We start from the raw sequence: 21,713 nt of genomic DNA, 5'->3' as shown, positions 1-21,713 counted from the left end.
TCCTGCCGGAGCGCGCGCTGCCCGAGCCCGCAGTGTCAGTGCCGGCCCGTAGACTTGGCGTGCACACCAGCACTGCACACGGCACATGCGGCTTGCGCAGCAGGCAGCCGCTGCGTTGCCGGGCGACGCCGATCGAGAGGGGGCTCCGATGTCTGCAGTCGCCCGCGCCCTCGAGCTGCGCCGGCTGGTCGACGAGCATGCCGCTCTGCGCATGCTGCGCATGACCTCGCTGCCGGTGGCCGCCGCGGTGCTCGCCGAGCATCTCACCTCGACCACCCGTCTGCCCGTCGAAGACCTGCACGAGCTCATCGATGCCGACCTCGATCGCCTGCGCGAGCACTTCGACCTCTCGCAAACCGGCAAGTTCTACTGCACCGAGTGGCGGCAGGCCGGTCTGCTGCGCCGGCGCCCGGCCGAGGCCGCCCGCGGCGAGACCTACGAGCTCACCCCGGCGGCCCTCGGCGCTCTGCGCTATCTGGGCGAGCTGCAAGACCCCCGCACCACGGTCACCGAATCCCGTCTGGTCAGCCTCGCTGCGCAGCTGCATGGCCTCGCCGTCGAGACCGACCCCGACACCTCCCGGCGCATCGAGACCCTCGAGCGCCAGCGCGATGAGCTCGACGAGCGCATCCGCCGCATCCGCCACGGCGAAGAGCCCACCCTCGCCCCGGAGCGCGCCCGCGAGCGCGTCAACGACATTCTGCAGCAGGCGCAGGCGCTGCCGACCGATTTCGCCAGGGTGCGCGACCGGTTCGAGCAGCTGGGCCACGACCTGCGCGCCCGCATTCTCGACTCCGACGATGCGCAGCGCAGTGTGCTCGACGACATCTTCCATGGGGTCAACCTCATCGCCGACAGCGACGAGGGTCGCACATTCCAGGCGTTCGCTGCACTCGTACTCGACCCGGAGCGCTCCGAGGCCTTCTCAGATGACGTCGCCCAGGTGCTCTCGCGCGAGTTCGCCGAACGTCTCGACCGCTCCAGCCGGCGCGAGCTCTCCGGCCTGCTGCGGCAGCTCAAGACGTCCAGTCGCGACGTGCACCGTGCCCTGACCGATTTCGCCCGGGGGCTGCGCCGCTTCGTGCAGTCGCAGGAATTCCAGCGCGAACGCGAGATGCGCATCCTGCTGCGAAACGCCCTCGCCGAGGCGGTGCCGGCGCTGCGAGCCGTGTCACCGCTGCACGCCATGGGCGAGCTGTCTCTGACCGGCATGACCTTCTCGAGCATCAGCCAGCCGCGCGTACATGACCCGAGTGCGGCCGTGGCCTCGACCCCGCTGACCGAGAACAGCGCCGCCGCACTCGATCTGGCCGAACTGCGGGCTCTCGTTCGCGAGTCTGAGATCGACTTCGCCGAGCTCATCGCCGATGTCAACGACACTCTCGCCGACGCGGTCGGCCCGGTGTCGGTCGGAGCGGTGCTGGCGCGGCATCCCGCCACGCAGGGGCTGGCCAGCGTGGTCGGGCTGCTGACGCTGGCCGTGGGGCAGGGCGCCGTCGATCGTTCGGCGAGCGAACATGTCGGATGGTCAGGGCAAGATGGTCTCGAGCGCACGGCGACCGTCGTGCGGCACGAATTCCATGAGAGGGTGCGATGAGCGACGAGACTCTACAGGGCCCGGCCGATGCGCGCCCTGCCGAGGCGCTGGCCGAGGGCGCCGAGAATACGGCGACCCCGTCCGGTCTCTGGCCGGGTGATACGGGCACGCTGGCACCCGACTCGCGCCGCGCACTGGTGACCCTTCTGGCCGGCCCCTACCTGTCGGCGGCCAATCGCCGCAACCAGTGGCTCGCGCTGCTGGCCGACGAGCGCGCCATACGCTCGAGGCTGAGCGATCTGTTCGTCGAGCTGGTCATCGACCATGACGCAGAAGTGGCCTTCGTGCGCCAGGTGCGATCTGATGAGCTCGAGGTGCCCACGGTGCTGCGCAGCACTCGCCTGAACCTCATCGACACGCTCATGGTGCTGGTGCTGCGCCAGCTGCTGCTGACCAGCAGCGAGCGACGAGTCATCGTCGATGCCGACGAGGTGTTCGAGCAGCTCGAGGTGTATCGAGGCGACACCGACGAGCGCGTCTGGCGATCACGCACGAACGCCTCATGGGGGCGCATGCTCAATCGCCTGCGCGTACTGCACGACGTGGGCGAGGGCCGCGCCGAGATCTCGCCGGTGATCCGCTATCTGGTCGACGACGACCGGGTTCGCGCGCTCACCGAGCAGTACCGCGAGCTCGCCCACGCCGGAGGCCTTGCCGAAGCCGACACCGACGCAGACGGAGACGCAGACGCAGACACTGTGGAGGCCTGATGAGCGCCGACATTCCGCTGTTCAGCGACCCCACCGTCGTAGACGCCGCAGAAGACCCGGTTGCCGCGACCCTCGGTCAGTGGCGTCTGGCTGAGGTGCAGCTGGTCAACTGGGGCACGTTCCAGGGTTTCAGCACCCTGCCCGTGGCCCGCCGTGGCCATCTGTTCACCGGCCCGTCCGGGTCGGGCAAGTCGTCGTTGCTCGACGGCATCGCCACGGTGCTCACCCCGGTGACCTCGCTGCGCTTCAACCTCGCCGCCCAGGGCAGTCGTGACCGAGGCGACCAGCGCTCGCTGATCAGCTATGTGCGCGGCGCCTGGTCGCGCACCACCGACGACACGCATGACCGCATCGTCTCCGCGTATCTGCGCCCGGGCACCACGTGGAGCGGCATCGCCCTGCGCTTCGACGACGGGCGCGGTGCGTCGCTCACGCTGGCGCGGCTGTTCTTCGTGACCGGCACCGGCACGGCATCCGGTGATCTCAAGCAGCAGTACCTGATCCGTCGTGATGCCCTCGATCTGCACGAGATCGCCCTGGCCGCCGAGCAGAATCTCGATCTACGCGCCATGAAGCGGCTCGCGCCGGGGCTCGACGCCTACAAGCCGGGCGAGTACTTCGCCAGGTTGCGCACGCTGCTCGGTATCGAGCAGGAGAACGCTCTGCGCCTGCTGCACCGCACGCAGTCGGCCAAGAACCTCGACAGCCTCGACCAGTTGTTCCGCGACTACATGCTCGAGCGCCCCGGCACCTTCGACCGAGCCGACGAGGCGGTCAGGCAGTTCACCGAGCTCGATGCGAGCTATCAGGCCGTGGTGCAGCTGCGCCTGCAGCGCGACCATCTCGTGCTGCTGCGTGAGCAGGCCGAGGCCTATGACACGGCCGAGGCGAGCATCCATCGGCTCACCGCCCTCGAGCGCGCCCTGCCGACATATCAGCGTCGGCTGCAGCTCGATCTGCTCGAGGCCAGGCGCCAGACCCTGCTGCCCGAGATCGCACGACTGAACGGTGAGACCGCCGCACTCCAGGCGAGCGTCTCCGCGGCAGACGAGCTGGTCGCCGCGATGACGCAGCGAGCCGCAGAGCTCGGTGACGGCGATCTGCGCCAGCTGCAGCACCGCATCGATGAGGCTCAGCTTCAGGTGAAGCAGGTCGAGCAGCGACGGCAGCTGCTGCAGCGTCAGCTCGGCGAGGTCGGCATCACGACAGTGCCGGCGACCGCCGAGGAGTTCGCCGAGCTGCGCGAGACGATCGCTCGTGAACTCGCCGAGCTCGATGCCCGCAAAGTCGCCGACGACAGACCCGACCGCAGCTACGACGTCTACGACGCGGCATCCAAAGCGATCCACGAACACGAGCAGGTGCAGCGCCAGATTCAGGTGCTCGAGCGCGAGCAGAGCACCATGCCCGAGTCACTGCTGCAGGTGCGTCGACTGCTCGCCGAGCACCTCTCGATCACCACGCGGGCGCTGCCCTTCGCCGCAGAGCTGATCGAGGTGCGCCAAGAGCACACCGCTTGGACCGGCGCGATCGAACGCGTGCTGCGGCCGCTGTCGCTGACGCTGCTGGTGCGCGCCGAGCACCTCGCGCAGGTGCGCGCCTGGGTCGACGGGCATCATCTGGGCACGCGGCTGGTCTACCAAGCGGTGCCCCCGAACCCGCCCGTGCCGAAGCCGACCGGCGACGAACGATCGCTGGTGGCTCGGGTGCGCGTCACCGATGGCGCGTTCTCCCAATGGCTGCGCTGGCGATTGGGCGACGCCTACGACTTCACCTGCGTCGACTCCCCCGCCGAGCTGGGCGAGCATCCTCGCGCGGTGACGATCAACGGCCAGCAGTACAGCGGCCACGGGCGCTACGAGAAAAACGACCGTGTGCGTGTGGATGACCGGCTGCAGTGGGTGCTCGGCGACCGTCGTCGCAAACTCGATCTGCTGCTCGAGCGCGCCGCCGAGCTGTTCGAGCGTCGGCGGGTCGCCGAGCAGGCCCGAGAGGCCGTGCAGCAGGCGAACGAGCACCGGGCTCGACGAGCCGGCACGCTCTCGACATTGCGCGAGGTGCGCTTCGACGACCATGATCTGGCCTCGGCCGAAAACGTTGTCGCACAGCTGCAGCGGCAGTTCGACGAGCTGGTGCGTCCCGACTCGGAGCTCTCCGAGGCCGTGCAGCGTCTCGGCGCGGCCGAGCACGACCGTGACCGGCTGCGCGCCGACCACGCCGCAGCCCTGGCCGATCTCTCCACTACGCAGCACGACCTCGACGGTGTCGATCAGCGCATCGCGCGCCTCAGCCAGGCCTCAGCTTCAGCAGAGGCGGAGGCCGACGCAGACGGTGGAGCTCCCGACGACTCCACCATGACCGAGCTCGACCGGCGCTTCCACGAGCGTCAGCGACGACTCGACGCCGACCAAGTGGCCGACACCGGTGCGCAGATCGCCCGACAGGTGCGCACCGAGATCGACACCGAGCGGCGCACCGCGGCCAGAGCCGCCGAGCGCATCGTGGCGCTCGAATCAGAGTTCCGGCAGCGCTGGCCCGATGCCGCCGTCGATCTCACCGCCACCGTCGAAGACCGCGCGGGGTACCTGACCCGCCTCGATGACATCATCGCCCGAGGCCTGCCCGAGCATGAGCGCGACTTCCTCGAGTTGCTGCACCGACGCTCCACCGAGCTGATGGGCTTTCTGCGCGATGAGATCCGCAGCGCACCCGAAGAGATCCGCCTGCGCGTCGATCCAGTCAACGAGGCTCTGGCACATTCCGAGTTCGACCGCGGCCGTCACCTGCGCATCCGGGTGAAACCCCGTCGCACCCAGGCGGCTGCAGACTTCCTCACCGATCTCGACGAGGTACTCGGTCAGTCCTGGGTCGACGACACGATGGAACTCGCCGAGCACCGCTTCGCAAAGCTTGCCGGGCTGATCCGCCGGTTCGCATCCAGCGAGCATGTCGATCGCATCTGGCGCACACAATGCCTCGACACCAGGCAGCACGTGACCTTTCTGGCCGAGGAAATCGACGATGCCGGCCAGGTGCAGGCCACCTATGACTCTGGCGGGGCGATGTCGGGCGGTCAGCAGCAGAAGCTCGCCATCTTCGCCCTGGCCGCAGCGTTGCGCTACCAGCTCTCCGGCACCGCCGGCGAGCTGCCGAGCTACGGCACAGTCGTGCTCGACGAGGCCTTCGACAAGGCCGACAGCAGCTACACGCGCATGGCGCTCGATGTGTTCCAGACCTTCGGATTCCACATGGTACTGGCCACGCCGAACAAACTGGTGACCACGATCGAGCCCTACATCGGCGGTGCGACCGTGCTGGCCAACCCCACCCGACAGCAGACCGTCTTCAGCGAGCTGGCTTGGGAGCACGATGCGCAGCCTGAGTGACGCCCGGGGCCTCGTGCGCGAGCGGCTGAAGCACAACCTGCACGCCTGGGCTGCGCTGACGCCGATCGAGGCCGCCGCACTCACCGTGCACATCGCACTGCAACCGCCGACCGAGGCCCAGGCCCGCACCGATGAAGCCGGTGCCGCAGCTTGGGCGCGGGAATGGGCGCGATTCGCCGAGCAGCTGCCCGACGGCATCGTGCTGCACTGGGCGATTCGCAACTGGCACCGGCTCGGCGCGCAGCGCATCCCCACCGCGCTCGATCTGAACGGGCGGGCCGTCATCGGTGCATTTGCCGGCGACTCACTGCAGCGCAGTCTCAAGGTGCTCGTCGAGCGCGACAGTGCGCTGCGTGGTCTGCTCGATGGTTTCAGCAGTACGGCCTCTGCCCCGGCGCAGGCCCTCCCACCTGGTCACGAGCGGCGACACAATGACCAGCCCGAGGTCGACCAGCCCCGGCCAGGTGCCGGCGACGACTCCGTGACCGCCGCGCTGCGGCGAGTCGGCTCAAGCGTGCTCGCTCTGGGCGACGACGACTTCGGCAGGCTGCGCGACGTGGTCGCGTGGCTGCTCGAGCATCCGAGCGAGGCGCTGCGCCCACGACAGCTGCCGGTGCGCGGGGTCGACACCAAGTGGTTCGGGCGTCACCGCGGCACGGTGGCGAAGCTGGTCGAGGTCGCCCACCCCGGGCCGCTGCCCATCGTCGACGCCGACCCGCGCATCCGGCTGCGCGTGCTCGATGACGCGGTGCTGCATGCAGACGCCTCAGGCACAGGCACAGGCACAGTGGATGGTCTGGCGTTCTCGATGATGCCGCATGATCTCGCCGCGCCGCCCGCCGAACTCGCCCGGCTGCCGCTGCATCCGAGCGTGGCCTTCGTGTTCGAGAACCTCGAGAGCGTGCTCGCCATGCCCGACTGGCCCGGCGCCGTGGCCGTGCACGGCGGCGGCTATGCCGTCGATCTGCTCGAACAGCTCCCCTGGCTGCATCAGACGCCGATCGTGTACTGGGGCGATCTCGACTCGCATGGGCTGGCCATCCTGAATCGACTGCGCGCCCACCTGCCACATGCTCGAAGCGTGCTGATGGACGTCGACACGCTGCTCGCCCATCGTGACCTGTGGGTGCCAGAACCTGCGCCATCCACCGCGACACTCGAGCATCTGACTGAGGCCGAGCGGCAGGCGCTTCACGTATTGCGCGACGAGGGCTCAGTGCGCCTGGAGCAGGAGCGCATCCCCTGGAACTTCGCACTGGAGGCGCTGCGCGCGGCGGTCGACGAGACCGTGGATGCCTCCAGTGCAGTACTGAAGGCTTCTGCTCCGCAGACTCTGTGACCGTTGCTGGGTTCAGCGACGGTAGACCTCTCGACGATGCCCCACTCTCACGACCGTGACGGCCAGATGTGCGTCAAACACGTCGTAGATCACCCGATGGTCTCCGACACGGATGCGCCAGGCCGTCTGCTCACCGGCCAGTTTGCGCGCACCATGAGGTCGAGGGTCTGTCGCCAGCTGCGCGATGGCCGAGAGGAGGCGGCTGCGCGCCTGCTGCGGCAGTTTCTTCAGCTCTCGTGCCGCGGCAGTGGTGAAGTCAACGCGGTATCTCACTGAGTCAGGTCTGCCCTGAGTTCGTCGAGAGAGATGCGACGGCCGTCATCCTCGGCCTTCGCCTGCCGGTAGGCCGCAGTGTCCTGCGCCATCTCGAAGGCCTCGAGTGCTTCGAGATCGTCGATGCTCAGAACCACTGCGGCGAGTCGACCGTTACGCGTCACACCGATGCGTTCTCCGCCGTACATCGCACGACCGATCACGTCGGAGAGACGGCTGCGCAGCTCGCGCGTGGACATCTGGCTGGTCACTGTCTCCATGCGGCGATTATAGCACTTATGACCACTGTGTACACACTAGCCTACGCCCCATCACCCCCGCACCACAGGGTCGGGCAGATACACCTGCCCGCCGGCGGCCAAAAACTCCCGGCTCTTGGCCTGCATGCCCGCGATCGCCGCCTGCGCCTCGGCACTGCCGTAGGTGTCGCGGATGTCCTGCGAGATGCGCATCGAGCAGAACTTCGGCCCGCACATCGAGCAGAAGTGCGCGGTCTTCGCCGGCTCCGCGGGCAGCGTCGCGTCGTGAAAGGCCACCGCGGTCTCGGGGTCGAGCCCCAACCCGAACTGGTCGCGCCACCGGAACTCGAAGCGGGCCTTCGACAGTGCGTCGTCGCGCGCGGTCGCGCCCGGATGCCCCTTCGCGATGTCGGCCGCGTGCGCGGCGATCTTGTAGGTGATCACCCCGGTCTTCACGTCGTCGCGGTCGGGCAGGCCGAGGTGCTCCTTGGGCGTGACGTAGCAGAGCATCGCGGTGCCGTAACGCGCGATCTCGGTGGCGCCGATCGCCGAGGTGATGTGGTCGTAGCCCGGCGCGATGTCGGTGACCAGCGGCCCCAGCGTGTAGAACGGCGCGCCGTCGCACAGCCGCTGCTGCCGCTCGACGTTCTCGCGCACCAGGTGCAGCGGGATGTGCCCCGGGCCCTCGACCATCACCTGCACGTCGTGCTCCCAGGCGCGGTGGGTGAGCTCGGCCAGGGTGTCGAGCTCGGCGAACTGGGCCGCGTCGTTGGCGTCGGCGATCGATCCCGGGCGCAGTCCGTCGCCCAGCGAGAACGCCACGTCGTACCGCGCGAGGATCTCGCACAGCTCGTCGAAGTGCGTGTACAGGAAGTTCTCCTGGTGATGCGCGAGGCACCAGCCGGCCAGAATCGAGCCGCCGCGCGAGACGATCCCGGTCACCCGGTCCGCGGTCGGCGGCACATAGCGCAGCAGCACCCCGGCGTGCACGGTCATGTAGTCGACGCCCTGCTCACACTGCTCGATCACGGTGTCGCGGTAGATCTCCCAGGTCAGCGCGTTCGCCTCCCCGTTCACCTTCTCGAGCGCCTGGTAGATCGGCACCGTGCCGATCGGAATCGGCGAGTTGCGGATGATCCACTCGCGCGTCGTGTGGATGTCGTTGCCGGTCGACAGATCCATCAGCGTGTCAGCGCCCCACTTGGTGGCCCATTGCAGCTTCTCGACCTCGTCGGCGATCGAGCTGGTCACCGCCGAGTTGCCGATGTTCGCGTTGATCTTCACCAGAAACGCCCGGCCGATGACCATCGGCTCGCTCTCCGGATGGTTCACGTTCGCGGGGATGATCGCCCGCCCCGCCGCGATCTCGCTGCGCACGAGCTCGACGTCGCATCCCTCCCGCAGCGCGACATAGCGCATCTCTGGCGTGATCATGCCGCGTCGGGCATAGTGCATCTGCGTGACGGTGCGGCCGGCCTTCGCACGGCGCGGGGCCGGGCGCCGCCCCTGCCAGCGCTGAGAGGGAGCGCCGCGCCGCACGGCCGCACGCCCGTCATCCTCGAGCCGGTGCCCGCGCGCCGCATACGTCTCGGTGTCTTCGCGGGCGATGATCCAGGGCTCGCGCTGCGGCGGCAGCCCCTGCTCGGGCACGCTGCCCGGCCCCATGGTGCGGTACACCTGCACGGGCGGGTTGGGATGCTCACCGCTCGGCTCCAGCGCGATCTCGGTCACCGGCACATGGATGCCGTGCTCGGCATCCTCGAGCCAGGCCAGCGAATGCGTGTGGTACTGCTCGGTTCCCGCGGCCAGCCTGTGCGATATGGTCGCGTCCGTGGCCGCCGGCGCTGCCTGGGCGGTGACTGGCTGGGGCGTGACTGCCGGTACCGTGCCGGGCCGCGCTGTGTCAGACGGTGTTGCGTGCTGCGCGCGGCCGGGGTGTTCAGGGTGTTCAGCGTGTTCAGGGTGGGTGTTTTCAGGCGCGATCATTCGCGATCCTCACTTCCTACGCCGGTGTCAACCGGATCAGGTTCAGCGGTGTCAGGCGGTGTCAGCCTGGTCTCAGCCCTCTGCCCGAGGGCCCCCGCGGGGTCGCTGAAATCATAGCCCCGGATCGGATGTGCGCTGCCCGTGCCCTGGTCGGGCACGCTCCGCCCCCAGCCATGCATTTGCTCTGCCGTGCACTGTCAGGCCGGGGCATCCCGTAGGGGTGAAAATGTGCGGCCGGGGTGACGCATACTCGCCCCCACCGCACATTTCGCAGATTCCTCACCCCCACCGCACATTTCGCAGATTCCTCACCCTCAGTGCACGCCGCACCGCAGCCCGGTGTATCCTGAACACCGTTCACTGAACACCGTTCAGGTAAGCCCGTACGAGAAGGGATCCCGCATGACCACGCCTCAACACACCCAGACGCCCTTGCCCGCCCCGACCGCCCCGACCGCCCCGGCCACCCCGGCCCCACGGCTGCCCGGCATCACCCGCAATGGACGCCCGCTCACCTCAATCCCGACCGCAGCCGTGGCGAGCACCGCAGGCGCAGCCCATCCACGACGACCGCACGAGGGCCCGAGTGTCGAACCGCGCGCGCAGCGCCCCACCCCGACGACCCCGCCCGGGCACGACTGGACAGGGCTCGCCGAACGCGTGCTCGCCGGCACGCCCGCCGGCCGAGACGACGCCCTGCGCATCCTCCGCAGCCACGACGACGACATCCTGGAGCTGATGGCCGGCGCCTATCGCATCCGCCGCCGCTTTCACGGCCGCAGCGTCAAGCTCAACATGCTCATCAACGCGCAGAGCGGCCGCTGCGCCGAAGACTGCGCCTACTGCTCGCAGTCGATCTATGCGACCGCGCCCGTGCCCGAATACCAGCTCGTCGACGAGCAGACCATCGTCGAGGGCGCCCGCCACGCCCACGCCCAGCAGGCCGGCACCTACTGCATGGTCATGAGCGGGCGACGGGCCTCGCGTCGCGATGTCGACCGCATCGCCTCGGCCGCGCGCCGCATCCGCGAAGAGATGCCCGAGATGAAGCTGTGCGCCTGTCTGGGCCTGATCGATGACGCCAAGGCCGAGGTGCTCGCCGACTCGGGCGTCGAGCGGTTCAACCACAACGTGAACACGGCGCCGCGCTACCACGACCGCATCGTGACCACGCACACCTACCGCGACCGCGTCGAGACCATCGAATCGGTCAGGCGCGCCGGCATCTCGCCGTGCAGCGGCATCATCTGCGGGCTGGGCGAAGACGACGACGACCTCGCCGAGGTGGCCCTCGAGCTGCGCCGGCTCGAGGCCGACTCCGTGCCCATCAACTTCCTCATCCCACAGGAGGGCACCCCGCTGGCCGGTCGCCGCCTGCTCACTCCCCTGCGCTGCCTGAAGATCGTGGCGATGTTCCGCTACCTGCTGCCGGGGCGCGAGATCCGACTGGCCGGCGGCCGAGAGTTGAACCTGGGGCAACTGCAGCCATTGGCGCTGTTCGCGGCGAACTCGGTGTTTCTGGGCGACTATCTCACCAGTGAGGGGCAGACGATGGATGCCGACCGCCAGATGATCGACGAGCTCGGCTTCGTGGTCGAGCAGGATGCACACGCGAGCTGAGCGGCCACCCGCACGGCCACGCCGGGTCGCGGCGTGGCCCAGAACACGGCACCACCGCCAAGAACACGGCACCTGTCGCCAGATCGTGCCAGATTCTTCGCGGTACTGCCTGATTTTCAGGAATTGCACATCAGCAATACCGGCGGACTTCACGCCTGTCGGGGCTCGGTGGCCTCCACGATCAGCACGATCACGATCATCACTGCTGCGGCCCACAGCACGGATGCCGGCAGCAGCGCGGTCAGGCCCCGCGCCCGTGTCTGCAAGCTGCACGCTGCCGCGCCCCAAGGGTGAAAATGTGCGGCCGGGGTGAGGCGCTCTCACCCCCACCGCACATTTCGCAGATTCGTCACCCCCAGTGCACGCTGCCGCCCACACCACCGACGATCCCCGTCGCCAAGTCACTCCGCAGCTGCGGCATGCAGCCGATGCACCTCCGCAGCCAGGATCTCGCGCGCCCACTCCGCCTCGGCCGCATCCACAGACCCGCTCAGATGCAGCGCCAGCCCGTCCACGAGCGCATGGAGGCGGCGCGCTTCCAACTCGACCCGCACGTCGGGCACCCCGAGCCGCCGCGCCAGCAAACGACACCCCTCCTGCAGCGCATGCTGAGCGCGGTCGCGCAGCACCCCGATCTGGGAAACCGATGGAGCCTCCGCGTAGAGCGCGAGATTGACCGCGAACTCGATGCGCGAGGCAGGGGTCAGCGGCACCAGATGCTCCAGCACTTCGCAGGCGTATTCCTCGATGTCCTCGTGTGGTGTCACCTGCCGGATGCGCTCAGTGGCCCGCCGCAGCATCAGCTCTGTCGAGAACTCGAGCAGATCCGCACGGGTGGGGAACACGTGTCGGAGGGACCCCACAGCGAGCCCCGCCTCCTGCGCGACGCGCCGCACCGAGACCTGGGCCACGCCTTCCTGCTCGACGACCCGCCACAGCGCCTCGGCGATCTGCTCACGGCGCTGCTCATGGTCGATGTGCTTGGGCATGACACCAGTCTACGTATTAGCACAGTCGTGCTAATATCTTGCCGTGCTCGTCACCATCATCATTCTGTGCGAGATCGGCCTCTGGATGCTGATCGCCGCTGGACTCGTCTCCCGCTATCTGCTGCACCGCCCGCGGCTCGGCGCCGTGCTGCTCGCCGCCACTCCACTGGTCGACCTGCTGCTGCTGACCGTGACCTACTTCGACCTGCGCAGCGGCGCGCAGGCCGGCTTCACACACGTGCTCTCGGCGCTGTATCTCGGCTTCTCCGTGGTCTACGGGCATCGCCTCATCGCCTGGGCCGATCGCTGGGCCACTCATTTGCTGCAGGCCGGGCCCCGACCACCCGCTCTGCACGGTATGGCGTATGCCAGATCCTGCTGGGTGGATGTTCTCCGCACCTTCGCATCCCTGCTGATCGCCGCCGCGGTGCTGGGCCTGCTCGTGCTGGCCGTCGGCGACCCCACGACCACTGCGCCACTGCTCGATGCCTGGCGAGTGCTCGGGCTGATACTCGCCATCGACGTGGTCTGGGCCGCAAGCTACACGATCTGGCCGAAGCGCCCGCACGCCGATATGCGCCAGGGGTGAAAATGTGCGGCCGGGGTGACGCACACTCACCCCCACTGCACCTTTCGCAGATTTCTCACCCCCACCGCACGCCCCACCGCACGCCCCGCCACACGCCCCACTGCACAGCAGCCCGCGCAGCGCAGTCACCCCACACCTCAACCCATTCACAACCTTCACCGAGTGTGCCGACAAGATGCCTCTTTAGCCTCATCATCGACGGTCGAACCGACCCCTGATGAGGAGAGTGCATGTCTGGACCTATCTACGCCGCGAACTCGGCGGCCGAAAGAAGCAGACGATCATCGTCGCAGCCGGGCTGGCCCTGGCGATCGCGCTGGTGGTGATCGTCAACGCACTGGCGGCAGGCGTCAAGGATGCGCAGACCACCGCGTTGGCATCCGTCTACGGCGTCGGCACAGACCTCACCGTGACCGGGGCGCAGTCGGAGCCCACCTAGGGCGGCCGCGAGGGCGGCCCCTCCTTCGACTTCGGCGAAGACGGCGGCAGCACAGACAGCGAGGGCAACACCACGCTCAACCAGTCGACGCTGACCACCGAGATGGGTCGCTCGACGCTGGAGGCCGGCACGCTCGACACCGTGCTCGGCGTCGACGGCGTGTCGAACGCCACCGCAGCGCTCAGCCTGACCAACTCCACCTTCTCGGGCGAGCTGCCCTCCGCCCCCACCGAGGGGTCAACCGACTCCGGCACCGACTCCGGCACCTCCGGCCCGCCGTCGGGCGGCCAGGGCGGCGGCTTCGGCGGCGGCTCGTTCGGCATCGACTCGTTCACCGTGCTCGGCATCTCGACCGACACCACAGAGATCGGCCCCATGTCCTCGGTGACGCTCAGCGACGGGCGCCAGCTCGACGCCGACGACGCCGGCCAGAACGTGGCCGTGCTCGACTCCACCTATGCGACCAGCAGCGATCTCGCCGTCGGCGACACCATCAACGTGGGCGGCACCGACCTCGAGATCGTCGGCATCGTGACCTCGAGCTCCTCTGATGCAGACACCGCCGCCAACGTCTACATTCCGCTCGACGTAGCGCAGACGCTGGCCGGCACCGGCGATGTGATCTCGACAGTGTATGTGCAGGCGAGCTCGGCCGATGACATCTCGAGCGTGCAGTCGGCCATCGAGGAGGCCCTGCCCGACGCGACCGTGAGCTCGCAGTCGGATCTCGCCTCCACCGTCTCGGGCTCGCTGTCGAGCGCCTCGTCGCTGATCTCGAGCCTCGGCACCTGGCTGTCGGTGATCCTGCTGGCCGTGGCCGTGCTGCTCGCCGTTCTGTTCACCATTTCAGGGGTCTCCCGCCGCACCCGGGAGTTCGGCACGCTCAAGGCGATCGGATGGTCCAACGGTCGCGTCGTGCGCCAGGTGGCCGGCGAATCGCTCGTGCAGGGTCTGATCGGCGGGGTCATCGGCGTGGCCGTCGGGCTGATCGGCGTGCTCGTGATCAACCTCGTGCATCCGACCATCTCATCCGACTCGGGGGATGCTGCGGCCAGCGGCGCTGACATTGGCTGCCGCACTGGTCACCGTCGCGCTCGCGCCCGAGGGGTCATCTGCATCCTCGACCGCGTCGTCGTCCTCGGCCGACGGGCTGATGGATGCTGCACTCGTGCCGTTCACCCCGGTTGCAGTCGACGTCGTCTCGCCGTGTACTCCCCCGTGCACGCCGGCGACCGCCGCGCTGATGAAGAACACGCCCACCAGTGCGCCACCGGTGAACACCGTGGGCTTGGGCCAGCGACGGTAGCAGGCACGGATGCCGCTGAAGATCAGACCGTACAGAGCGACGACCCCGATGAGGATCACCTTGAGCACCTTGCCGATTGCCTTCATGACTGTTCGAGCATACGCGCAACCCGACGCACAGCAGGGATGCGCGTGTGCTGCAGGAGAGTGGCTGAGATGGCCATGCCAATGAAGGACTTCAGCGTCGAGCACCCCGTGGACCGCGGGAGGGTCGAGGAGCACAAGGAACTGATGCTCGCAGAGGTGCGCGCGTACCGGCTCCGCGAACCGCGGTGACTCGATCGAGCTCCGCTTCAACGTGTGACCCTCACCCCAGCCGTGTGAGCGTCCACGCCCCGAACGTGACGCCGGCGGCGAGCGTGGCCCATCCAGCGAGCGCCACCGCGTCGCGGCCCAGCAGCCAGCCGGCGACTCGGCGCACGATCCGCGCCGCCCGCGGTGCCCGGTCCCAGATCCACACCACCGCGAGGTAGGGCAGGATGACGACCGCGAGCAGCCAGCCGAGCAGGGCGAACTGCCAGACGAGCGCGTCCGTGGCGTCCAGCACGAGGCGGGTGGCCGCATAGAGCAGCACGGCGCCGGTCCAGGTGAACACCGAGCCGGTGAGGCCGAAGCCGAGCAGCGCCCACGGTGAGGTCGCCGCCCGGCGCAGCCGCGGCGACATCGGGGGCGTCTGGGAGACCTCCGGCGCAGCCGTCCCGCCCTCGGCTCGCAGCCCGGCCCGCTGGCGCCGCACCCGCCAGGCCCGCCGCAGGGCGAGCAGCCCGCCGACGACGAGCGTCGCGGCCGCGAGCAGATCGAGCCAGTGCGCCGAGACGAGCTCCTCGGCCCCGGCATCAACGAGCGCGGCGAGCGCACGCGGTGTGGCCACGCGCAGCAGCGCCAGCAGCAGGGCGTTGCCGAGGACGATGCCCCCGAACAGCCCCGCGAGCGAGCGCGTGCGTTGGGCCGGCCCCGCACCGAGCACGAGCAGCAGCACGGCCAGCGTCGAGGGGCTGACGCTGAGCGCGAGGCCGATGCCGGCGAGAGCGACGACAGCGCGGATCATCGCCGCACCTCGCGGGCTGGAGCCATGGCCGTCATCGCCCCAGTCTCCCACGACGCGGCGCCATCGGTCACGCACGCGGCAAGGATGGGCCCCTTCCCCGTCGGACCGCGAATGTCACAGCCGTCTCATAGAATGAGGTCTGTCATCGCACGTGTGGCGAACACCCCCAGATCGCGAGGGGCATCATGCGGCAGACCGAGACGGCCGCATCACACCAGCGCACGGCCTCCGACGTGGCACGACAGGCGGGTGCCGGCGCGCTGTCCGATGCGACACGGGTGGAGCGGGCGATCACGATGCGGATCCGCGCGGCGCGGCCCCGCCCTGCTCGCCCCGCGCATACCGTGTGGGCCGTCATCGCCTCGTCGGACGCGCAGTGCGCTGACTTCACCGGCACGCAGGCGCTGCAGCGCTGGATCGGTCAGGTGCCCTCGCTGTCGGGCGGGACGTCCGGGTCACAGTGGGACGCGACCACGGCGGAGGCCTCGCTGCACGCCACGTCGACGTTCGCCTGGGATGAGGGAACGCAGACGATCCGCCGCGATGGCGACCTGCCGCCGGACGAGGGGCAGACGGCCGGGGTTCCTCCGCCTCCTCCGGCACCGCGCCGGTCAAGGGGGCTGGTCCGGGGCCGGCGGCACACGACCGGCAGACGCCACGCAGATCACCACAGTGGCTTCCTCCGGAGGCCCGCAGGTCGCCGTGATCAAGACACCGACGGGCGACATCGGCTGTGATCTCTCGTCCTCGTACGCCGGCTGCGGGGTGAAGTCGTTCTTCGACACGAAGCCGTACGGCGAGTCCGCCGGGGGCGACACCAATTGGTGGATCCCCCCTCGACAGCGGCGTGCCCGCCGTCACCGGCAGGGGAGACGCCCCGATGCACGAGCAGGGCGGGGTGACTCCGCAGGTCGTGCCCTACGGCTCGTCCGTGTACTGGGGCGACGCGATGAGCCTAGCCATGCGGCTCCTCCCCACCGGATCGGCGGGCTGGGGCCCCCGACAGGGCGTCGGGCGCCCCCAGCCCAGTGCCGCCGCCCCAGTCGACGATCAGCCGATGACCCGCAACGTCGAGTCGCTCTCGGGGATGTTCGCTGAAGTGTCGAAGCCCGCATCGGCGATGAGCGACGAGAGTGTGCCGTCCGAGCGCATCGTCGCGATGTCCTCGTCGAGGGCGTCCTTCAGCGCAGTGTTGTCCTTCGAGACGGGGAAGATCACCTGCGGGGTGTTCACCGTGACGGCGATGCGGTCGTCCTTGTCGGCGACCTTCACTTGGATGTCCGGATCGTCCTTGTAATACAGCTGCGAGGTGGCCACGGAGTCGATCGCGGCGTCGAGCCTGCCGTTGAGCATGTCCTGACTGAGCTCCACCGAGCTGCTGTACGTGCGGATCTTGTCACCGAGCACCGTGCGCAGGTCCTCCGTCCACAGGAACCCGTCGACGGTGCCGATGCTGTCCATCGACTCGAGATCCGCCACTGACGACACCCCGGTCTTCGTCGCGATGGACATGTTGTCGTAGTACAGCGGCCCGACGAAGTCGGCCACCTCATTGCGCTTCGCGGTCGGGTAGAACGCGCCGGCCGCGATGTCCACGCTGCGCTGCTGGGTGATGAGCGGCACCGCCCCGGCAAACGATGACGGCGTGTAGGTGATGTCGAGGCACTCCATCTCGGCGAGCTTGTTCAGGATGTCGACCTCGAGCCCATCAGCGTCGCCGTCATCGGTGTTCGCACTGTACGGCGGCGCGTCCACGATCGCCGTGGAGAGCTTGCCGGAGGTCACGGTCGTCAGCCCCTCGTGCGCGGGAGTGCAGCCCTCGGCGACATTGCTCTGCGAGTCCGAGCTGCAGCCCGTGAGTGCCACGGCCGTGGCCGCGGCGAGACCCAGCGCTGCGATGGTGCGGGTGATGGTCATCTCGTTCCTCCTGAATCCGAATGAATGCTGCGTCGTGACCGACTGGCCAGCGGTGGACGCCGCCCTCGATGCACAGGTGAGATGATCCCGTTTCCGTGTTTCCAACATGTTAGAACGCCAGATATTTGATAATCTCCATCCATGCCGCAGAGGTCTCTCCTCCGTCCCACGGATGCACCACTGCTGGCCGCCCTGCAGGTCGCTCCCCGACTGCCATGGACCCAGTTCGCCGAGGTGCTCGGTGCCGATGCGTCCACGCTCTCGCGCCGCTGGCGGACGCTGCAGACCGCCGGCGAAGTGTGGTCTACCTGCCAGCCTGCGCACAGCTTCACCGGCCGGCTCTCCACCATCGGGTCCACGGCCTACATCGAGGTGTCCTGTGAGGCCGGCTACCGTGACTCTGTGCTGCGAGCGCTCTCCTGCATCCCCGACATCTGGACGATCGAGTGCACGACCGGCACCCGCGATCTGCTGCTGACCGTCACCACCCCGACCTGGTCGATGCTCGACCGGCTCACCCGCGAGCAGCTGGGCAGAGTGGACGGTATCGTGCGCACCGTCACCACCCCGATCCGCCGCTTCCATGTGCAGCCCGGCGACTGGCGACTGCGCGCACTGGACCCAGCCGACGAGCGGCGGCTGCTCGATGCAGCGGAGCGCCAGCAGTCGGGACGAGACACCGTCGGCCGCGAGCCGAGCCGCTTCGAGCGCGACATCATGGCCTCCCTGGCAGAGGACGGCCGGCGCACCGTCTCGGACATCGCACAGGCGATCGGCCGGTCGGTCTCCGGGGTGAGCCGGGCGTTGCACCAGCTGGAGCGCGATCGAGCCCTCGCCCTCCGCATCGACTTCGACCAGCAGCGACTGGGGTACATCCAGCTGGCCGACCTCTGGGTCGAGGCACCGCAGTCACAGCTGACGGCGATCGGCGCGATGCTGCGCCGGCACCGACACAGTGTGCGCGAGTGCGCGACGATGGTCGGCCGGGCGAACCTGTACATCCACCTGTGGGTGCGGTCACTCGACGAGGTCGACGCGATCGAGGACGAGCTCGTGCGCCGGTTCCCCAGCACACGCATCCGCGACCGCTGGCTGGCCACCAGATTCGCCAAGCGGGCGGGGCATCTGATCGACGCGGCCGGCCGGCACATCGGCTACGTGGCGGGCCCCATGTCGAACGCGCCGGCCGAGACGACGCCCGGTCAGACCGTGACCAGGTAGATCGCCACGCAGTGGCACGCGAACGCGAGCACCGTGAACGCGTGGAAGACCTCGTGGAACCCGAACACACGCGGTGAGGGGTTCGGCCTCTTCGTCGCGTACACCACCGCGCCGATGCTGTAGAGCACCCCGCCGGCGAGGATGAGGATCATGGCGGCCGCATTCGAGGCGAAGAAGTCGGGCAGGTACATCACCGCCGCCCAGCCGAGCAGCAGGTAGATGGCCACGTACAGCCAGCGCGGCGCAGTGATCCACAGCACACGGAAGAGGATGCCGGCGAGCGCGCCCGTCCACACGATCGTCAGCAGCAGCCGCGCCTTGTCCGGGGGCAGCGTCTCGATGCTCAGCGGCGTGTACGTGCCGGCGATGAGCAGCAGGATGTTCGAGTGGTCGATGCGCTTGAGCACGAGCTTCGTGCGCGGCCCCCACGGGAAGAGGTGATAGACGGCCGAGTTGCCGAACAGCAGGATCGACGTGGCCATGAACACCGCACACGCGGCCTTCGCCGCGGCGCCCTGAGCGAGCACGATGAGCACGATCCCGCTGGCCAGTGCGAGCGGGAACGTCACCGCATGCAGCCAGCCACGCATGAGCGGCCGGTCACCGCGGACGCTGCGGGTCGCCTCGGTGATCGGCAGGTGCGGCAGCCCGGGCGCCTCCGCCCGCACGGCGCGCTCGAGCTGAGCCTCGGTGCCGTGGGCGGCGACGCGCTCGGCGACGACGGACGCGCCCCGAGCATCCGCCCGGACCGTGCCCGCCGCAGTGGGTCGCGGTGCGCCGGGCCGCGCCGCGCGGTCGGGCGCCGCGGTCGTATCCGCCGCTCCGGTGGGTGCCTTCTGGCGCGCGGACGCCGCGGCCGTTGTGGGGTCCGTCCTCGATGAGTCCGTGGTGTCGGTCATGGCTGCTCCCGCCCGACGCGCGACGGGCGGCGCGCCTGCCCGCCAGTCTACGCGCGGCCGCCCCGCTGACGCCGGGCGATCCTCTCGACGCGGATGACGATTCGGTATCGTTGTGGGAGTGCCCAGTGATCCGCGTCGCATCCCGCTCCTCTACCACATCTACGAGCGTCGGCTGGAGCGAGAGCTCGAGGGCCAGACCCCGCCCCAGCACGTCGCGGTGATCCTCGACGGCAACCGGCGGTGGGCCGAGCGGCAGAACTCCAAGGCGGCCACCGGGCACCGGGCCGGCGCCGCCGTCATCCGCCAGTTCCTCGGCTGGTGCGACGAGCGCGACATCCGCATCGTGACGCTGTACCTGCTCTCCACCGACAACCTCGCCAACCGGGGGCACGAGGAGCTGCAGCAGCTCGTGCAGATCATCATCGACCTCACCGACGAGATCTCCCGGTGCAGCGACTGGCGCGTGCGCCACGTCGGCAGCACCGACGGACTGCCCGAGCAGCTCGTCGCGACCCTGCAGTCGGCGCAGCACCGCACCGCCGACGCCACGGGCATGCAGGTCAACCTCGCCGTCGGCTACGGCGGCCGGCGCGAGATCGTGGACGCGGTGCGGCTGACCGCCCGGCAGTGGCAGCAGGCTGGGCGCACTCTGGCCGACTTCGCCGAGGGCGTGAGCGAGGCCGAGATCGGCGAGCACCTCTACACGGGCTCGCAGCCGGATCCGGATCTCATCCTGCGCACCTCGGGCGAGCAGCGGCTGAGCGATTTCCTGCTGTGGCAGGCGGCGCACAGCGAGTTCTACTTCGCCGACGTGCTGTGGCCGGACTTCCGCCGAGTGGACTTCCTGCGGGCGCTGCGCTCGTACGCGGGCCGGCAGCGTCGCTTCGGCTCCTGAGCCGGGACGAGGTGTCGCGCAGACCTCAGCGCCGTGCGGCCCTCGGACAGGCTGCTCAGCTCTGCCGCGCGCCTCAGCTCTGACGCGACCTCCGCGCAGCCCGACGTGCGGCACGGGCGGTGCGGCGTTCCTCGCGCTCCCGGTCACGGCGCTCGGCCGCGGCGAACGGGTCCTCGTCCGCGGGCGGCACCTCGGCACCGTCAGGGAACTCCTCGTCCTCGACTCCGTACTCGCGGGCGAGCTCGATGCGAGCCTGCTGCCGGTAGCGCATCCGCCGCAGTCGCCGCACGAGATCGACGGCGAGGGCGAGGATGATGACCGCGGCGATGAACCCCGTCCAGAACGCCCCGGGGCCGGCGCCGACCTGGTCCTGATCCTGCTCGAGCAGCTGATCGCCCGTCGAGGTCGACGGCGAGGGGGAAACGCTCGTCTCGGCGGTCCAGGGGTCGGCGACGGGCACGGCGGCGTACACGGCATCGGTGAGCACGGTCATGCCCCCAGTCTCTCACAGCGGCGGCGGGCCTCCCCGCGGTGCAGCGCTCCCGCGCCTCCCGCCGCGGCGCCTGACCCGCTGTGGCATGCCGTGGTCGTGCAGATCAGCTGGTGCGCCCCCGCCAGCGCCTGGGCAGCCAGCGCTTGGGCCACGGTCACGCGGATCAGTCCACCTGCCAGCACGACTGCAGCGAACCGGCCAGCGCCGGGCGGAACGTCTGAACGGTCTCGGTGATCGTGCGGGTCGGCTCGTCGGAGGCGGGGACATCCACGTACTTCCAGCCGACCTGGGCCTGGCCCTCACCGCGGGCGTCGAGCGCGCACCGCACCGCGATGCCGGGGCTCGTGTTCAGCGTGAACCGGACCACCGCATCCCCCTGCGCGTCGACGGCCGACGTCGCCGTCTTCGCACTCACCGCCGACGAGGGCTGCCTCACCGCGAAGACCACGACCGCGACGGTCGCGATCACGACGAGAATCGTGCCCAGCCAAGCCCAGGCACGGCGAGAAAGCCGACGCGGGGTGCGGCCGTAGCGCTGCTCGAGCAGCGTCGCCATGCTGGCGTCCTCGACAGGATGCGTCATGTCACTCCTCGTCTCGGCACGGGGCCGCTCGCGGGCACAGCTCCGGCGCATGCTCTCTCCGGCGACGGGGCTTCGTGCGTGGCTCTGGTGGATGCCGTCGTGTTCCTCGGCGCTCGTCGTGATGCGTCCGTCACACCATGGCGATCCTATCGCGGGACGACTCGGCGGCCAGGTTCTCACGACTC

General features: G+C 69.3%; 19 protein-coding genes and 1 riboswitch. Of the genes, 10 read left to right on the top strand and 9 right to left on the bottom strand.

The genetic code is table 11. The annotated features are described in order from the left end of the window. Positions 1 to 148 precede the first annotated feature (148 nt). From F8O02_RS08280 to F8O02_RS08265, 4 genes are read left to right on the top strand one after another with little or no spacing between them, the layout of a single operon-like run. Positions 149 to 1,597 carry a DUF3375 domain-containing protein gene (locus F8O02_RS08280; protein WP_158036773.1) on the top strand — a complete coding sequence of 483 codons (1,449 nt, stop codon included), beginning with the start codon at positions 149 to 151 and terminating at the stop codon, positions 1,595 to 1,597. Beyond that, complete coding sequence (locus F8O02_RS08275; protein WP_158036772.1) at positions 1,594 to 2,307, top strand: DUF4194 domain-containing protein; 714 nt, start codon at positions 1,594 to 1,596, stop codon at positions 2,305 to 2,307. The genes F8O02_RS08280 and F8O02_RS08275 overlap by 4 nt, the downstream gene beginning before the upstream one ends. Further along, positions 2,307 to 5,693 (top strand): ATP-binding protein, encoded by a 3,387-nt coding sequence (locus F8O02_RS08270; protein ID WP_158036771.1) that lies wholly within the window; start codon positions 2,307 to 2,309, stop codon positions 5,691 to 5,693. Before F8O02_RS08275 ends, F8O02_RS08270 begins: the two co-directional genes overlap by 1 nt. Beyond that, the gene (locus tag F8O02_RS08265; RefSeq protein WP_158036770.1) at positions 5,677 to 7,032 is read left to right on the top strand and encodes a Wadjet anti-phage system protein JetD domain-containing protein; all 1,356 of its coding nucleotides are present in this window, start codon (positions 5,677 to 5,679) and stop codon (positions 7,030 to 7,032) included. The genes F8O02_RS08270 and F8O02_RS08265 overlap by 17 nt, the downstream gene beginning before the upstream one ends. Positions 7,033 to 7,044: 12 nt before the next feature. Here the strand turns inward: F8O02_RS08265 and F8O02_RS08260 are convergent, their stop codons facing one another. Genes F8O02_RS08260 through thiC form a run of 3 tightly spaced genes read right to left on the bottom strand, consistent with a single transcriptional unit; the run spans position 7,045 to position 9,353 of the window. Further along, complete coding sequence (locus tag F8O02_RS08260) at positions 7,045 to 7,305, bottom strand: type II toxin-antitoxin system RelE family toxin (RefSeq protein WP_158036769.1); 261 nt, start codon at positions 7,303 to 7,305, stop codon at positions 7,045 to 7,047. Continuing rightward, positions 7,302 to 7,565, bottom strand: a complete 264-nt coding sequence (locus F8O02_RS08255; RefSeq protein ID WP_158036768.1) for a type II toxin-antitoxin system Phd/YefM family antitoxin — start codon at positions 7,563 to 7,565, stop codon at positions 7,302 to 7,304. The genes F8O02_RS08260 and F8O02_RS08255 overlap by 4 nt, the downstream gene beginning before the upstream one ends. A 51-nt stretch (positions 7,566 to 7,616) precedes the next feature. Next, positions 7,617 to 9,353 (bottom strand): phosphomethylpyrimidine synthase ThiC, encoded by a 1,737-nt coding sequence (gene thiC / locus F8O02_RS08250; RefSeq protein ID WP_218859698.1) that lies wholly within the window; start codon positions 9,351 to 9,353, stop codon positions 7,617 to 7,619. Positions 9,354 to 9,525: 172 nt separating this feature from the next. Beyond that, positions 9,526 to 9,637, bottom strand: a riboswitch (TPP riboswitch). Between the two features lie 295 nt (positions 9,638 to 9,932). On the opposite strand from thiC, the gene bioB reads away from it, so the two are divergent. Next, a complete protein-coding gene (gene bioB, locus F8O02_RS08245) occupies positions 9,933 to 11,150 on the top strand; it encodes a biotin synthase BioB (protein ID WP_158036767.1) in 1,218 nt (405 codons plus the stop codon). Between the two features lie 401 nt (positions 11,151 to 11,551). Here bioB and F8O02_RS08240 read toward each other — a convergent pair whose 3' ends face one another. Then, on the bottom strand, positions 11,552 to 12,139 hold the full coding sequence (locus F8O02_RS08240) for a TetR/AcrR family transcriptional regulator (protein WP_158036766.1): 588 nt from the start codon (positions 12,137 to 12,139) through the stop codon (positions 11,552 to 11,554). Positions 12,140 to 12,182: 43 nt separating this feature from the next. On the opposite strand from F8O02_RS08240, the gene F8O02_RS08235 reads away from it, so the two are divergent. From F8O02_RS08235 to F8O02_RS08230, 3 genes are all read left to right on the top strand, one after another. Continuing rightward, the gene (locus F8O02_RS08235; protein WP_158036765.1) at positions 12,183 to 12,728 is read left to right on the top strand and encodes a hypothetical protein; all 546 of its coding nucleotides are present in this window, start codon (positions 12,183 to 12,185) and stop codon (positions 12,726 to 12,728) included. A gap of 226 nt (positions 12,729 to 12,954) precedes the next feature. Next, positions 12,955 to 13,167 carry a hypothetical protein gene (locus F8O02_RS09265; RefSeq protein ID WP_225734236.1) on the top strand — a complete coding sequence of 71 codons (213 nt, stop codon included), beginning with the start codon at positions 12,955 to 12,957 and terminating at the stop codon, positions 13,165 to 13,167. Between the two features lie 102 nt (positions 13,168 to 13,269). After that, the gene (locus tag F8O02_RS08230; RefSeq protein ID WP_225734234.1) at positions 13,270 to 14,748 is read left to right on the top strand and encodes an ABC transporter permease; all 1,479 of its coding nucleotides are present in this window, start codon (positions 13,270 to 13,272) and stop codon (positions 14,746 to 14,748) included. Positions 14,749 to 14,779: 31 nt separating this feature from the next. Here the strand turns inward: F8O02_RS08230 and F8O02_RS08225 are convergent, their stop codons facing one another. Next, positions 14,780 to 15,520 carry a hypothetical protein gene (locus F8O02_RS08225; RefSeq protein WP_158036764.1) on the bottom strand — a complete coding sequence of 247 codons (741 nt, stop codon included), beginning with the start codon at positions 15,518 to 15,520 and terminating at the stop codon, positions 14,780 to 14,782. A 1,050-nt stretch (positions 15,521 to 16,570) separates the two neighbouring features. Then, positions 16,571 to 17,437 (bottom strand): substrate-binding periplasmic protein, encoded by an 867-nt coding sequence (locus F8O02_RS08220; protein ID WP_179416277.1) that lies wholly within the window; start codon positions 17,435 to 17,437, stop codon positions 16,571 to 16,573. Positions 17,438 to 17,578: 141 nt separating this feature from the next. Between F8O02_RS08220 and F8O02_RS08215 the strand changes: the two genes are divergently transcribed. Further along, on the top strand, positions 17,579 to 18,658 hold the full coding sequence (locus F8O02_RS08215) for an Lrp/AsnC family transcriptional regulator (RefSeq protein WP_158036762.1): 1,080 nt from the start codon (positions 17,579 to 17,581) through the stop codon (positions 18,656 to 18,658). Here the strand turns inward: F8O02_RS08215 and trhA are convergent. After that, a complete protein-coding gene (gene trhA / locus F8O02_RS08210) occupies positions 18,640 to 19,305 on the bottom strand; it encodes a PAQR family membrane homeostasis protein TrhA (protein WP_404821186.1) in 666 nt (221 codons plus the stop codon). The genes F8O02_RS08215 and trhA overlap by 19 nt on opposite strands. Positions 19,306 to 19,675: 370 nt before the next feature. Here trhA and F8O02_RS08205 point away from each other — a divergent pair, with 370 nt between their 5' ends. Then, the gene (locus tag F8O02_RS08205) at positions 19,676 to 20,452 is read left to right on the top strand and encodes an isoprenyl transferase (protein ID WP_225734232.1); all 777 of its coding nucleotides are present in this window, start codon (positions 19,676 to 19,678) and stop codon (positions 20,450 to 20,452) included. 73 nt (positions 20,453 to 20,525) lie between these two features. Here the strand turns inward: F8O02_RS08205 and F8O02_RS08200 are convergent, their stop codons facing one another. Continuing rightward, entirely contained in the window at positions 20,526 to 20,945 is a 420-nt protein-coding gene (locus F8O02_RS08200) for a hypothetical protein (RefSeq protein WP_158036760.1), read from the bottom strand. A gap of 163 nt (positions 20,946 to 21,108) precedes the next feature. Beyond that, positions 21,109 to 21,528 (bottom strand): DUF4307 domain-containing protein, encoded by a 420-nt coding sequence (locus tag F8O02_RS08195; RefSeq protein WP_179416276.1) that lies wholly within the window; start codon positions 21,526 to 21,528, stop codon positions 21,109 to 21,111. Between the last annotated feature and the right edge of the window lie 185 nt (positions 21,529 to 21,713).

This window comes from Pseudoclavibacter caeni, from assembly GCF_008831125.1.
Lineage (GTDB): Bacteria > Actinomycetota > Actinomycetes > Actinomycetales > Microbacteriaceae > Pseudoclavibacter_A > Pseudoclavibacter_A caeni.
The sequence above is the reverse complement of the archived record's forward strand: the minus strand, read 5'-3'. Positions and strand labels throughout refer to the sequence as shown.